The 14171-nt window shown below is 69.4% G+C and carries 13 protein-coding genes; 7 read left to right on the top strand and 6 right to left on the bottom strand.

Features of this window, described 5'->3' with window-relative positions; genetic code table 11:
• The first annotated feature begins 65 nt into the window (after window positions 1-65).
• From IEV93_RS20090 to IEV93_RS20105, 4 genes are all read left to right on the top strand, one after another.
• Window positions 66-1154 (top strand): S-(hydroxymethyl)mycothiol dehydrogenase, encoded by a 1089-nt coding sequence (locus tag IEV93_RS20090; protein WP_188492331.1) that lies wholly within the window; start codon window positions 66-68, stop codon window positions 1152-1154.
• Window positions 1151-1777, top strand: a complete 627-nt coding sequence (locus tag IEV93_RS20095) for an MBL fold metallo-hydrolase (protein ID WP_188492333.1) — start codon at window positions 1151-1153, stop codon at window positions 1775-1777. The genes IEV93_RS20090 and IEV93_RS20095 overlap by 4 nt, the downstream gene beginning before the upstream one ends.
• A gap of 58 nt (window positions 1778-1835) precedes the next feature.
• Window positions 1836-2576: a DUF5642 family protein gene (locus IEV93_RS20100; RefSeq protein WP_188492334.1), complete on the top strand. Its 741-nt coding sequence runs from the start codon at window positions 1836-1838 to the stop codon at window positions 2574-2576.
• 95 nt (window positions 2577-2671) lie between these two features.
• On the top strand, window positions 2672-3733 hold the full coding sequence (locus IEV93_RS20105) for a DUF4192 domain-containing protein (protein ID WP_188492336.1): 1062 nt from the start codon (window positions 2672-2674) through the stop codon (window positions 3731-3733).
• Window positions 3734-3779: 46 nt separating this feature from the next.
• Here IEV93_RS20105 and galE read toward each other — a convergent pair whose 3' ends face one another.
• Window positions 3780-4763 (bottom strand): UDP-glucose 4-epimerase GalE, encoded by a 984-nt coding sequence (gene galE, locus IEV93_RS20110; RefSeq protein WP_188492338.1) that lies wholly within the window; start codon window positions 4761-4763, stop codon window positions 3780-3782.
• A 5-nt stretch (window positions 4764-4768) separates the two neighbouring features.
• Window positions 4769-5452, bottom strand: a complete 684-nt coding sequence (locus IEV93_RS20115; RefSeq protein ID WP_188492340.1) for an iron-dependent transcriptional repressor DtxR — start codon at window positions 5450-5452, stop codon at window positions 4769-4771.
• Between the two features lie 101 nt (window positions 5453-5553).
• Here IEV93_RS20115 and IEV93_RS20120 point away from each other — a divergent pair, with 101 nt between their 5' ends.
• Both IEV93_RS20120 and IEV93_RS20125 read left to right on the top strand, forming a co-directional pair.
• Window positions 5554-6861, top strand: a complete 1308-nt coding sequence (locus IEV93_RS20120) for an acetoin utilization protein AcuC (RefSeq protein WP_188492342.1) — start codon at window positions 5554-5556, stop codon at window positions 6859-6861.
• A complete protein-coding gene (locus tag IEV93_RS20125; protein WP_188492344.1) occupies window positions 6854-9583 on the top strand; it encodes a bifunctional acetate--CoA ligase family protein/GNAT family N-acetyltransferase in 2730 nt (909 codons plus the stop codon). The genes IEV93_RS20120 and IEV93_RS20125 overlap by 8 nt, the downstream gene beginning before the upstream one ends.
• A gap of 65 nt (window positions 9584-9648) precedes the next feature.
• Here the strand turns inward: IEV93_RS20125 and IEV93_RS20130 are convergent, their stop codons facing one another.
• The 3 genes from IEV93_RS20130 to IEV93_RS20140 all read right to left on the bottom strand — a co-directional run bounded on the left by IEV93_RS20130 (window position 9649) and on the right by IEV93_RS20140 (window position 12743).
• Window positions 9649-10641 carry a sigma-70 family RNA polymerase sigma factor gene (locus tag IEV93_RS20130; RefSeq protein WP_188492346.1) on the bottom strand — a complete coding sequence of 331 codons (993 nt, stop codon included), beginning with the start codon at window positions 10639-10641 and terminating at the stop codon, window positions 9649-9651.
• Between the two features lie 207 nt (window positions 10642-10848).
• Window positions 10849-12360 (bottom strand): DUF7782 domain-containing protein, encoded by a 1512-nt coding sequence (locus tag IEV93_RS20135; protein ID WP_188492348.1) that lies wholly within the window; start codon window positions 12358-12360, stop codon window positions 10849-10851.
• 32 nt (window positions 12361-12392) lie between these two features.
• Complete coding sequence (locus tag IEV93_RS20140; RefSeq protein ID WP_188492350.1) at window positions 12393-12743, bottom strand: DUF3099 domain-containing protein; 351 nt, start codon at window positions 12741-12743, stop codon at window positions 12393-12395.
• An 83-nt stretch (window positions 12744-12826) separates the two neighbouring features.
• Between IEV93_RS20140 and IEV93_RS20145 the strand changes: the two genes are divergently transcribed.
• Window positions 12827-13063, top strand: a complete 237-nt coding sequence (locus IEV93_RS20145) for a DUF3039 domain-containing protein (RefSeq protein WP_188492352.1) — start codon at window positions 12827-12829, stop codon at window positions 13061-13063.
• Window positions 13064-13076: 13 nt separating this feature from the next.
• Here the strand turns inward: IEV93_RS20145 and IEV93_RS20150 are convergent, their stop codons facing one another.
• On the bottom strand, window positions 13077-14054 hold the full coding sequence (locus IEV93_RS20150; RefSeq protein ID WP_188492354.1) for a YihY/virulence factor BrkB family protein: 978 nt from the start codon (window positions 14052-14054) through the stop codon (window positions 13077-13079).
• Between the last annotated feature and the right edge of the window lie 117 nt (window positions 14055-14171).

A 14171-nucleotide genomic window follows, 5' to 3' on the forward strand; every position in this document is an offset into this window, starting at 1 on the left:
ACGTTCTGGACAGGTGTCCATCGACCGGATGTGCCCGACAGATGTCACGAAAGGGCGGAAAACGCATGCCACAGCAGGTTCGCGGGGTTGTCTCGATGAGCAAGGGGGCGCCGACCGAGGTGGTCACGATCACCCTGCCCGATCCCGGCCCGCGCGACGTGATCGTCGACATCGCCGCATGCGGGGTCTGTCACACCGACCTCGCCTACCGCGAGGGCGGGATCAACGACGAGTACCCGTTCCTGCTGGGCCATGAGGCGGCCGGCGTCGTCGAGCAGGTCGGTGATGAGGTCACCCACGTCGCGGTCGGGGACTTCGTCGTCCTCAACTGGCGCGCGGTGTGCGGCCAGTGTCGAGCGTGCAAGCGTGGTCGTCCCTGGTACTGCTTCGACACGTTCAACGCCAGCGTTCCCATGACCCTGGAGGACGGAACAGAACTCACCCCGGCGCTGGGGATCGGCGCGTTCGCCGACAAGACACTCGTCCACGAGGGGCAGTGCACCAAGGTCGCCCCGGACGCCGACCCCGCCGTGGTCGGTCTGCTCGGGTGCGGAGTGATGGCCGGACTCGGCGCCGCGATGAACACCGGTGAGGTGGGTCGCGGCGACAGCGTCGCGGTCATCGGGTGCGGTGGTGTCGGCGACGCGGCGATCGCGGGTGCGCGCCTGGCCGGTGCGACGACGATCATCGCCGTCGACCGGGATCAGCGGAAACTGGACTGGGCCACCGACCTCGGGGCCACCCACACCATCGACGGGTCGCAGGTCGACGACGTCGTCGCCGCGATCCAGGAACTCACCGACGGCAACGGCGCCGACGTGGTCATCGACGCGGTCGGTCGTCCCGAGACCTACGAGACCGCGTTCTACGCGCGCGACCTCGCCGGTGTCGTGGTGCTGGTCGGGGTGCCGACCCCGGAGATGAAGCTCGAGTTGCCGCTGGTCGACTTCTTCTCCCGCGGAGGCGCGCTGAAGTCGTCCTGGTACGGCGACTGCCTGCCCGAACGCGACTTCCCGATGCTGGTCGACCTGTATCAACAGGGTCGACTGCCGCTGGAGAAGTTCGTCACCGAACGGATCGGGCTCGACGACATCGAGTCGGCGTTCCACAAGATGGAGGCCGGCGAGGTCCTGCGTTCGGTGGTCCTGCTGTGAGCCTGCGCATCGACCACGTCGTCACCTCCGGCACATTCGAACTCGACGGCGGTAGCTGGGACGTCGACAACAACATCTGGATCGTCGGTGACGACCACGAGGTCGTCATCATCGACGCGGCGCACTCCGCGGACCCGATCGTGGAGGCCGTGGCCGGGCGGACGGTGCGCGCGATCGTCGCGACGCACGGCCACAACGACCACATCACCGTCGCCCCGGAACTGCGCGACCGCCTCGACGCGCCGATCCTGCTGCACCCCGGTGACGACATGCTGTGGCGCGACACCCATCCCGACGTCGACCACGGCGACATCGAAGACGGCCAGCGGATCTCGGTCGCGGGCACCGAGCTGATCCTGATCAACACGCCGGGTCACTCGCCTGGATCGTGCTGTCTCTACGCGCCCGAGGCGGGTGTCCTGTTCAGCGGCGACACGCTGTTCTCCGGCGGGCCGGGGGCCACGGGGCGGTCGTTCTCGAGCTTCCCGACCATCATCGAGTCGATCCGCGACAAGATCTTCACCCTCGATCCGGAGACGTCGGTGCGTACCGGGCACGGCGATTCCACGTCGGTGTCGGAGGAGGCCCCGCACCTCGAGGAATGGATCGCGCGCGGGAACTGATTGTCGCGTGATCGTGTCGGTCACGTCCCGGACCGTGCTCCGGTGGCACAGTGGCGGCGTGACATCCGTGCCTCGCCGCCCCGGCGTCCGTCCTCCCCGACGGTCGTGGGTGCGGTCGTCGGCGACTGTCGGCGCCCTGGCGCTGTGTGTGCTGCTGACGGTGGCCGGATGCGCCGACGGCGTCGACGGCGACCCGGTGGCCGCATCCGGCGCCCCGTCGGGATCGGACGGTTCATCGGCTCGACTCGACCGGGTGTCGTTGAGCCCGTCGGACTTCCCGGCGTCCTACCCCGCCACCCGGTTGCGCAGCGAACAGGCCGGTCAGGCGCTCGCCGACCTCAGCGGCCACGCCCCGGGCATGACGGTGACCCCGTCGGAGTGCGAGCCCCCGCAGATCCCGTCGGGCGACGGCGAATCGGTGGTACTGGTCGGCATGTCCGACACCGGTGGCGCACTGACCGTCGTGACCACGACCTCGCAGACACCGTTGTCGGACCTCGCCGATCAGATCCGCCGGTGCGGGTCGTACTCCACCGACATCGGTGGTGTCACCGCTCAGGTGAGTGCAGAGGTGCTGCCGCCGTCACCCATCGAGTCGCAGGAGTCGCTGGCCTACCGCCGGGTCGTGCGCTCCGGTCAGTCGCCGGTCACCCTGACCCAGTCGACGACCGTCCTCGCGGCCCAGAACGACGGGGTGCGGGTGTTCGCGAGCTATCTCTCGTTCTCCGGCTCACGACCCGACGGGGCCGCGCTCGACGCGATCTTCACCAAGGCCGTGCAGAAGTCCCGTTCGGGCTGACTGAATCTGTGGGTGTCGGCCGTCATGTGCACAACGTGACCGTCGTGCCCTTCCGTGGCCCGGCGGTGTCGCTGTCGGGACGCACAGTGGCTTACATGACCACAGACCCGCGCACCGTCACCTTCCGCGACCCCGGTGACCTCATCGCCGCCGTTCCCGCCATGGTGGGCTTCATCCCCGAACGATCCCTGGTCCTGCTGGTGTTCGACGCGAGCGGCACCAGGATCGGCGTGACCATGCGACACGATCTCGACCTCGACTCCGACGGCATCGCCACCGAGGCGATGGAGGTTATGGTCGCTCACCTGTGCGAGATATGTCTACGCGACAACACATCCGGGGTCATCGCCCTCGTCATCGACGATCGTTTCGACATCGGCGCCCCGTGCTGGGATCACCTCTTCGCCCTGATCGACTCCGGTCTCGAGGACGTGGGTCTGTACACCGGGTTCGTGGTCGCGGACATGGCTCTGGGCCAACCATGGCTGAATCGGTGGGGTGCGATGGGCACCCACGGTGACCGAGGCATCCTCGACGATCCGCGGTCGAGCGCGATGGCCGTGGCGCATGCGGTCACCACCGGCCGCGTCGTGCTCCGATCACGCGGCGAGATGGTCGACTCGACGGCCCGCACGACGCATTGCGCCGACCCCGTGTGCACCTACGCCGTCGACTCACGAACGAAAACCGCGGCCATCGGTGTCGACGACAGCGAATTGCTGCGACGAGTGCTCGACGTCGTCCTACACGGGCTGGACACCCACGTCGACTGCACGCAACTGCGGATCCTGGAGGCGGCGATCCGCCGACCACCGGTGCGCGATGCGCTGCTGGCCCTGGCGGTCTCCGACGTCGCCGACGCGGCCGAGGCGGTGTGGGCCGAGCTGACCCGCCGGTTTCGCGGGGGCGGCCGGGCCTGTGCAGCAACGCTGTTGGGTCATCTGCACTATGTGCGCGGAGACGGGGCGATGGCGGGCGTCGCCCTCGACTGTGCACTCGACTCCGACGTGGGCTGTTCGCTCGCAGCGCTTCTCGACCGGTCGCTGCGGGCGGGACTGCGGCCGTCGACCCTCCACGAACTGCTCCCGACCAGCTACGCCGCCGCGGACAAACTCGGCGTCATCATGCCCGCACCCGCCGAGCGCGTGGCCGGCTGAGGCGATCGGACGGGGGATCGGGCCGAGCGGATCAGGCGGGGGCGGATCAGGCGGGGGCGGAGTGTGCGCGGTCGCCGAGGGCGCGGGTGTACTCCCAGGCGTCGGCCACGATGGTGGGCAGCGCGGTGTTGGTCGGCTCCCAACCGAGGTCGCCGATGGCCTTGTCGCTCGAGGCGATCAGCACGGCCGGATCGCCCGCACGGCGAGGCGCGTGCACGACCGGGATGTCGAGACCGGTCACCTCCGCACACGTGTCGATGACCTGACGTACGGAGAACCCGGAGCCACTGCCGAGGTTGTAGATCGCGTGACGACCGCTGATCGCGGCCTCGAGCGCCAGGGCGTGGGCACGAGCCAGGTCGTAGACGTGGATGTAGTCGCGGACCGCGGTGCCGTCGTCGGTGTGGTAGTCGGTGCCGAAGATCTTCACCGACTCGCGGTGCCCCATGGCCGCCTGCAGCACGATAGGGATGAGATGCGTCTCGACCCGGCGGTTCTCGCCGGCTCCGCCGTAGGCGCCGGCGACGTTGAAGTACCGCAGGCTGATCGCAGCCAGTCCGTGTGCGGTCGCGTACGAGGTGATGGCGTGGTCGATGGCCAACTTGGTCGCGCCGTACGGATTCGTCGGCCGGGTCGGTGACGACTCCACGATGGGCACCGCGTCGGGCTCGCCGTAGGTGGCGGCGGTCGAGGAGAACACGAGTCGGGGGGTGCCGGTGGTGCGGATCGCCTCGAGCAGCTTCAACGACTCGACGACGTTGCCCTGCCAGTACTTCTCGGGCTGTTCGACCGACTCGCCGACCAACGACTGCGCCGCGAAGTGCAGCACTCCGTCGAAGGACGCACCGTCGAGGATCTCCGGTGCGAGCGCGCCCACGTCCCCCTCGACGAAGGCGGCGGCCTCGGGCACCGCATCGCGGTTGCCGGTGGTCAGGTTGTCGACGACGGTGACGTCGTGCCCGGCGTCGATCATGACGCGGGCACAGACGCTTCCGACGTAACCGGCGCCGCCGGTCACCAGGAGCTTCACTCTTCTCAGACCTTCTCGACGTGCACCGAGTGGGCCATCTCCGACGACAGTCGCAGTCCGGCGTGTCCGGGGGTGTTGATCGTCACCGACCCCGGATCGCTGGTCACGGTCACGCGCGCGTTCGGGACCACCCCGGCCTCACGGAGTGCCGCGATCAGGGTCGGGTCGTCCTGGGCGTGCTCGGAGAGTCGGCGGATGATCACCGCGACCGGTTCACCCTCGGGGAGGTCGGACAGCCGCGTGGCGTCGCCGACCGCCGGGCCGCTCTCGACACCGAGCAGTTCGAGGCCGGGGATCGGGTTGCCGTAGGGCGAGGTCGTGGGGTGCTCGAGGACCTCGATCAGTCGGCGCTCGACGTTCTCGCTCATCACGTGCTCCCAGCGGCACGCCTCGGCGTGTACGTCCTCCCAGGGCATCCCGATCACGTCGACGAGGAGGCGTTCGGCGAGCCGGTGCTTGCGCATCACCGAGATGGCCAGGGTGCGGCCGTGCTCGGTGAGCTCGAGCTGCCGGTCACCCGCGACGCGGAGCAGGCCGTCCCGCTCCATCCGCGCGACCGTCTGCGACACCGTCGGCCCGCTCTGGTCGAGACGCTCGGCGATCCGCGCGCGCAGGGGGACGATGCCCTCTTCTTCCAGGTCATAGATCGTGCGTAGGTACATCTCGGTGGTGTCCACCAGATCGTTCACAGTGCCAACCCTCCGTCATCCGGCCTGTCCATCGAGCCGGTGACCAGATTACCCGTATCCGACCCACATCTTTCACAGCCGCGGACCACTACGTTGGGGCCATGAGTTCTGACACGGTCGCGAGCACCGGCAGCGGTCCCGCGGCGGAGGACTCGCTCATCGTGTGGAGCGAGGACTTCCTGCGCTACCGGTGGGGGGAGGCGCACCCGATGAACCCGATCCGACTGGCGCTGACCATGTCCCTGGCGCACGGTCTCGGGGTCCTCGACGGCGTCGAGATGCGGGCACCCGTCGCGGCCGACGACGCCCTGCTCGAGACCGTGCACCGGCGGGAGTACATCGCCGCGGTGCGGGCGGCGGGGGAGATGGCCGCAGGCGGATCGGTGGCGGGCTTCTCGCCGGCGCTGGCCGAACGGATCTTCGGGCTCGGCAGTGTCGACAACCCGGTGTTCCCCGGGATGCACGAGGCCTCGGCCCTGCTCGTGGGGGGCACGGTGGCGGCTGCGGACGCGATCGCGACCGGGGCGGTGCGCCGCGCGGTCAACATCGGCGGTGGGATGCACCACGCCCTGCCGGCACGCGCATCGGGGTTCTGCGTCTACAACGACTGCGCCGTGGCGATCGCGCACCTGCTGGACAGCGGATTCGACCGGATCGCCTACATCGACATCGACGCCCATCACGGTGACGGCGTCCAGAACCGGTTCTCCGGTGACCCGCGGGTGCTGACGGTGTCGGTCCACCAGCACCCGGCGACACTCTGGCCGGGCACCGGGTACCCCGAGGACATCGGACCGGACACCGGACACGGGACCACCGTGAACCTCGCACTGCCCCCGCACACACCGGATCGGTTGTGGCTGCGAGCCTTCCACGCCGTGGTGCCGTCGCTGGTGGGGAGTTTCCGACCCCAGGTGATCGTCAGCCAGTGCGGTGCCGACAGTCACCGCGCCGATCCGCTCACCGACCTCGGGCTCACCATCGACGGCCAACGGGCCGCCATCCTCGCCATGCGCGACCTCGCCGACACCCATTGCGACGGACGGTGGCTCGCGGTCGGCGGCGGCGGGTACGGCGTCGCCGACGTGGTGCCCCGCATCTGGACCCACCTGATGGCCGCAGCCCTGGGACGCGACGTCGACCCCTCGACCCCGACCGGCGACGACTGGTGCGACACCGCCGCCCTCGCCGCGCGCACCGTGCACCCCGACTTCGTCACCGAGGTCCCCGCACACACCATGTCCGACGGTGGGGACACCGGATTCCACGCGTGGGAGGGCAACTGGGGCCAGGAGGCCCCCGACGGGATCTCGGCACACCTGCACCAGTCCACCGACGCAGCCATCCTCGCCACCCGGTCCGCGGTGTTCCCGCTGCACGGACTCGACCCGGCCGATCCCCGTGACTGACGGCGATCCGGACGCGGGCGCGGTCGAGTCGGCGGTCACCGGTCCGATCGAGACCGGTGGCGGCCCATGGGACTTCCCCCGGCACTGGATCGCCGACGTGCTCGCCTCCGACGGAGGTGCCGTGCACCTGCGACCGATCGTCCCGGCCGACGCCGACCGCATCGTCGCATTCCACTCGAAGCTCTCCGAGCGCACGCGCTACATGCGCTATTTCGGCCCCTACCCGGTCATGTCGCCCCGCGACGTCGTCCACATGACCACCCTCGATCACCGCACCCGCGTCGCGCTCGTCGCGCTGCTCGGCGGGGAGATCATCGCGGTCGGCATCTACGAGGGACTCGCCAGTCTGGGGCGTCCGGAGTCGGCCGAGGTGGCGTTCGTCGTCGCCGACGACCACCAGGGTCGCGGTCTGGGCACCGTGCTGCTCGAACACCTCGCCGGCGCGGCCGCGGAGAACGACTTCACCCGGTTCGAGGCCGAGGTCCTCACCGAGAACCGCGCCATGCTGTCGGTGTTCCGCGACGCCGGCTATCAACTGACCCGCAGCTTCGACGGGTCGACGGTGCACGTCGAGTTCCTCATCGACCCGACCGACGCCCTGCGCACCGTGCGCAACGCCCGCGAGCTCGGTTCGGAATCACGCAGTGTCGCGAACCTGCTGCGACCGTCGTCGGTGGCGATCATCGGTGCCTCGACCGACCCGAGCAAGGTCGGGAACGCGTTGTTGGCCAACGTGATCAGCGGGGGGTTCACCGGACCGGTGTTCCCGGTCAACGCCGAGGCCCGTGCGGTCCGCGGGATCCGCGCCTATCCCTCGGTCCGCGACATCCCCGACCCCGTCGACCTCGCGATCGTCGCGGTGCCCGCCGACACTGTCGGCGACGTCCTGCAGGACTGTCTGACCAAGCGGGTCAAGACGATGGTCGTGGTGTCGGCCGGGTTCGCCGAGTCCGGCGACGTCGGTGCCCTCGCCGAGCGGACGTTGGTCCACGAGATCCGCGCCCACGGGATGCGCCTGGTCGGACCCAACGCGTTGGGCGTGATCAACACCAGCCCCGACGTCGCGTTGAACGCGACCCTGGCACCGCGGGTCCCGGGCCGCGGCCGTATCGGGTTCTTCTGCCAGTCCGGTGCCCTCGGGATCGCGATCCTCGACACCGCCGCACGCCGACAACTGGGCCTGTCGACGTTCGTCTCCGCGGGCAACCGCGCCGACCTGTCGGGCAACGACCTGTTGCAGTACTGGGACACCGACCCCCAGACCGACGTCATCCTGCTGTATCTGGAGAGCTTCGGTAATCCCCGCAAGTTCTCCCGGCTCGCGCGGCGGGTGTCGCGCAACAAGCCCATCGTCGCGGTGAAGTCGGGACGATCCTCGGTGGCGCCGTCGCAGGTGCGCCGAGACTCCACCCTCGACGACGCGAGCGCGCGGGCGGTGCTCGAACAGTCCGGCGTCATCCAGGTCGACACGATCGCCGACCTCTTCGACTGCGCCACCGTGCTCGCCTATCAACCCCTCCCGCGCGGTCCCCGCGTCGGGATCGTCGGCAACTCCACGGTGCTCGGGGTCCTCGCGGCCACCGCGGGGGAGCGTTTCGGTCTGCGCGTGGTCGAACAGATCGATCTGGGCGCGTCCGCCGGCGCCGACGAGTTCGCGCAGGCGCTGCACCGCGTGATCGCCGATGACGGCGTCGACGCGGTCATCGCGGTGTTCGTCCCGCCGGTCGCGGTCGCCGCCGACACCTACGCGCGGGCGTTGACCGAGGCGACCGCCGGCGCCGACAAGACCGTGGTGTCGACGTTCCTCGCCGTCGAGGGCATCCCGGACAACCTGACCGTGCGCGACGAGTCCGGGGTGCCGACGTGGGGGTCGATCCCGTCGTATCCCGCGCCCGAACGGGCCGCGTCCGCGCTGGGCCAGGCGTGGCGGTACGCCCGATGGCGGGCCACACCGGAATCGGAGGTCATCCGCCCGGCCGACGTCGACCCCGACACCGCGCGCGAGATGGTGCGATCCGCGATCGTCTCGACTCGGGTGGGGACCGACGAGACGCTGGCCTTCGACGAGGCGGACTCGGCGCGGCTGCTGGCGCGTTACGGCGTGCACGTCACCGACTTCGCCGAGGTGTCCGACGCCGACGCGGCCGCCGACGCCGCGCAGTCCCTCGGCTTCCCGGTCGCGGTCAAGGCGGTCTCGTCGCGCTGGCGGGGTCGCCTCGACGGGGAGGGCGCCCGTCTCGACCTGTCGGGACCGGGCACCGTCCGGGCGGCGTTCGACGAGCTCGTTGCGCTGACCGGGGACCGACGCCTGCACGTGCAGCGCATGGCCCCGCGCGGTGTCGCGACGGTGATCCGGGTGCGCGACGACCCGTCGTTCGGGTCGCTGATCGCGTTCGGTCTGGCCGGGGCGACATTCGATCTGCTGGGCGATCACGCCTACCGGGCCATCCCGCTCACCGAGGCCGACGCCCGCGATCTCGTGGCCGCGCCACGGTCGGCGCCGTTGCTGGCCGGCTACCGGGGCGAACCCGCAGTGGACACCGACGCCCTGGTGGATCTGTTGGTGCGGGTCTCGACGCTCGTCGACGACATCCCCGAGGTGCGTGAACTGGTGCTCGATCCCGTGCTGGCGTCGGGCTCGGGTGCCGTCGTGCTCTCCGGCCGCGTCCGGGTCGGTCCGGTGCCGTCGCGCCGCGATGCGGGACCGCGCCGACTGAGCTGACCGGCTGTCACACGACGACGGCCCCCGATCTGGTGATCGGGGGCCGTCGTGTCGGAACTCAGAACTCAGCTGGCGTAGGCGCGCAACCGCTCGGCGCGATCGCCCTGACGCAGCTTGGCCATCACCTCGCGCTCGATCTGGCGGACGCGCTCACGGGACAGCCCGAAGAGTCGGCCGATCTGATCGAGGGTGCGCGGCTGACCGTCGTCGAGACCGAAACGCAGGCGGATGACCTGCTGCTCGCGCTCGTCGAGGGTCGAGAGCACGCTGCGGACGTCGGTGTGCAGCAGACCGGCGATGACGGCGCTCTCGGCCGAGGTGGCCTCGGCGTCCTCGATGAAGTCGCCCAGGGGCGCCTCCTCGTCGCTGCCCACCGGCATGTCCAGGCTCACCGGGTCGCGGCTGTGATCGAGCAGATCGGCGATCTTCTCCGCCGGGATGCCGGACTCGGCGGCCAGTTCGTCGTCGGTCGCCTCCCGCCCGAGCTGCTGATGCAGCTCACGCTTGATGCGGGCGAGCTTGTTGACCTGCTCCACGAGATGGACGGGGAGACGGATGGTGCGGCTCTGATCGGCCATGCCACGGGTGATCGCCTGACGGATCCACCAGGTCGCGTAGGTCGAGAACTTGAAGCCCTTGGCGTAGTCGAACTTCTCCATCGCGCGGATCAGACCGAGGTTGCCCTCCTGGATCAGGTCCAGCAGCGGCATGCCGCGACCGGTGTAGCGCTTGGCCAGCGAGACGACGAGACGCAGGTTTGCCTCGAGCAGATGCGACCGCGCGGACTCGCCCTCGCGGATGAGCTGCGCGAGGTCACGCTTCTTCGTCGGTGACAGCCGCTTCTTGGTGGCCAACACGTGCTTGGCGTACAGGCCGACCTCGATTGCCTTCGCGAGCTCGACCTCCTGCTCGGCGTTGAGGAGAGCGGTGCGACCGATCCCGTTGAGGTACACCCGGACAAGGTCTGCAGCCGGGCTCTGGGCATCGAGATCCGCATCGGTCATCTGCGGCCGCACGGTGTCTGCGGGCCTTGTCGTGGTGGCGGTGGTGATGGTCATATCGGCCTCCTCGCGAGCGTGTGTCTTCATAGGGTCCAACGGTTCGCCGTCCGCGAATAGTTCCTTCGCCCGTTCCCCCGGTACCCGTGCTGACCTGCGCGGATGCGTTATGCGTTCTGAGAAGATGCTGAGAACCCGTGAGACACCCCCATATCGGGAACCAGAGAGACGCCCGTCACGCCCGCAGGAGGGGGTTCGTGCCCGGTCTCAGCGGGCAGGCCGGAGCAGTCCGTGGCGGACCAGGGCCGCGACGAAATCGTCGATGGCACCGGGTTCGGGTTCTCCGGTCGCGGCGGACAACAATTCGGTCACGTCACCCAGCGTCAGCCCGTCGGAGCGCAGGCCGGCGACCAGCGACCGACCCCAGGAGTCGATCTCGTGGGTCCACCGCGGGCCGTCGGTGCGGTGTAGGCGCGCGACGACCTCGCCCCAGCCCACGCCGTCGGCGGCCGATCCCGCGGACAGGGTCGAGATCTGCTCCAGCGCAACACCGTCGGCGGCGGAGAACCGGGACGCCTGCAGGTCGGCCGTGCGCAGCCACCCGACCCGGTCGAGGTAGTCCGACGCCTCGCGACCGAGTGGGTCGTCGAGGGCATGGCTGAGTTCCTCGGCCAGCAGGTCGGTGGGTTCGCCGGTGGAGCGGAGGAACACGAAGCCGAAACCGATGCCCTCGACGCCGGATCGTTCGAAATGCGCCAGCCACTCGTCGGCGAGTGCAGCCCCGGCACCGGAGCGCGGGTCGTACCCGGCATCGCGCAGCCAGGTGCCGACGTAGAGCGCCGGATCGGCGACATCGCGCTGCACGACCCACGCGTCGACACCGTGGTCGGGGATCCACGACGCGACCCGGTCGCGCCAGTCGCCGCCGGTGATGACCCAGGAGGCGAGCATGCACGCGGTCCCACCGTCGGCCAGGTGTTCGGCCGCACCGGACACCACGAGTTCGCTGGCGCCGTCGAGGTCCAGTCCGGAGTCGCGATAACTGTGCGTCACGGTCGGTGGTCCCACCACGAACGGCGGGTTGGCCACGATTCGGTCGAACCGCTGTGATCCGGCCGGCGCGAACCAGGGACCGGACCGCAGGTCGTACCGGTCGGGCGAGATGCCGTTGATCGCCAGTCCCGCCCGGGTCATCGCCAGCGACCGCGCCGTGATGTCGGTGGCGGTGACGTGGTCGGCCGACGACAGCGCGTGGACCGCCTGCACCCCGCACCCGGTTCCCAGATCCAGGACGCGCCCGGCCGGTTCGACCGTCGCCCGTAGCAGCGACAGCGACGCCTGCCCGACCCCGAGGACGTGGTCGGGAGCGATCGTCGTCGGCCGCATCGCGCCGTCGAGGTCGGAGAACAGCCAGCGGGTGCCGTGACCGGAGTCGAGCGGACGGACGTCGATCGCGGCGCGGACGTCGTCGCCGTCGGAGTGCAGCAGACCCACCGCGACGGCCGCGTCGAGGTCCACCGTCGCCAGTGCCGCGGCCACCTCGGACCGTGGGCACGGGTCGTCGAGAAGCAGCAGTCGGATCAGGGTGCCGAGCTCGCCCGCGTCGCGGCAGGCGCGCCGGACCGGGACCGGTTCGGCCCGTCCGAGTGCGGCGTGGGCGTCGGCCCCGAGGAGGTCGAGCACCCCGTCCGCGTCGTAGCGGTGCGCCTCGAAGGCCTCACGGAGGCCGGGGGTGATGGTGTGCAGGTCATCGACCGGGGTGATCGGCGGTGAGGTCATGGGGGATCAGGGTGCCACGGATGGCCACGAGATCAGCCGTCGTGACCCTTCAGCTGTCGGAAATGGGTCGCCTCGACCGCGGGAGGGTTGGCGTCGCCGGACCACTTGTACCGGGGGATCTCGCCCTTCTCGCGGGGCGGCCGGTCGTTGGCGATCAGCACCGCGACCCACGGGATCGGGATCGACAGGGCGATGACCGCCAGCGCGAGCAGACCCGAACCCGTCATCCCGTAGACGATCCCGGCGAGGACGAGCGCGGGCACACGGAAGGCCATCAGCGTCAGATATCGCCGCACCCGGGCCTTGTGCTGGTCGTCCTGGGAGACCTGCGCCTGGGTGATGAGAATCGCTTCACGTGCCTCTTCATGTGCCACGTCCTCCACTGTTGCACTTTTTGTTCAGTAATGCATCGGTGCAGCTCAGATGAACGTGTTGGGACCCTGAGACATCGGGCACAATGACTGCCATGGACACCCAGACGATCGAGCGCCCCGACGTCGACACCGATGAGACGACCGACGACGACACACCCAAGTTCTTCCACTACGTCAAGAAACACAAGATCGCCGAGAGTGCCGTCATGGGCAGTCACGTGGTGGCGTTGTGCGGCGAGGTCTTCCCGGTGACCCGGTCGCCGAAACCGGGTTCGCCGGTGTGCCCCAAGTGCAAGAAGATCTACGAGAAGATGAAGAAGGACGAGTGAGCGCGACCGCAGGTCACTGCGGCGGGCGGGTCTGCTTGCGGATGGGTCCGGTCTGCATGCGCTTGGGCATCGACTTCAACTGATCGGTGAGGTCGGTGGTCTGCTGGGAGACCCAGTCCTTGACCTGCTCGACGTGGGTCGGCGCGAGACTGGGCCAGGTCGCCTGGATGGCGGCGTTGAACTGGGCGCCGATCACGATGGCGAACCCCAGGAAGAACGTGAACAGCAGGAACGCGATGGGTGTGGCGAGCGCGCCGTAGGAGTAGCCCGTCTTGGTGATCGTCCCGAGGTAGACGCGCAGCACCGCGCTGGCGCACCAGAACACCACCGCGGCCAGCACCGCGCCCGCGACCAGTCGGTGCCACGGCAGCGGCTTGGGCAGCGAGATCCGGTAGAGCGTGGTGAGCGCGACGATCAGCAGCACGCCCACGGCGGGGTAGTAGCCGAAATCGATCAGGTTCGTGCTCACGGGGTGCCACGAGTCCGGGATGATGTCGTTGATGTAGGTCGGTCCGAGCGCGACCAACGGCAACATGAAGATCGAGACGACCAGGAACGCGATGTAGAGGTTGAGCGCGAACACGCGCTGCCACACCGCGTTTCGCACGTCGTGCTGATCGTGGGCCTTGTTGATCGAGTCGACGAAGCTCGACATCGCCGATGATCCCGACCACAGCGACAGCAGGAATCCCAGTGAGATCAACTCGCCGCGGCCCCGCGCCAGGACGTCGTTGACCGTCGGCGTGATGATCTCGTCGACGACGTTGTCGCTGAAAACCCCGCCCGCGAACTCGATGATCCCGCTGCGGATCGTCTCGAGGGTGTCGGGGCCGAACCATCCGCCGACGTAGCCGAGGCTGCCGAGCAGGCCCAGCAACAACGGCGGCAGCGACAGCGTCTGCCAGAACGCGGCCTGGGCCGACATTCCGAAAATCGAGTCGTCCCAGGCCTTGACGATGGTGCGCCAGAACAATCGGGGCAGGCTGCGCATCACGGGCGGACCGCTCCGGGACGTGGAACGCCCAGGACCCGTCTCGTCAACATCACCGGTGGCATCGATGTCATCAGCATCCCCGATCGGGTCCGCGGATGGGCGACCCGGGCCACT

The sequence above is a fragment of the Williamsia phyllosphaerae genome (genome assembly GCF_014635305.1).
In the GTDB taxonomy this organism is placed as follows: Bacteria; Actinomycetota; Actinomycetes; order Mycobacteriales; family Mycobacteriaceae; genus Williamsia_A; species Williamsia_A phyllosphaerae.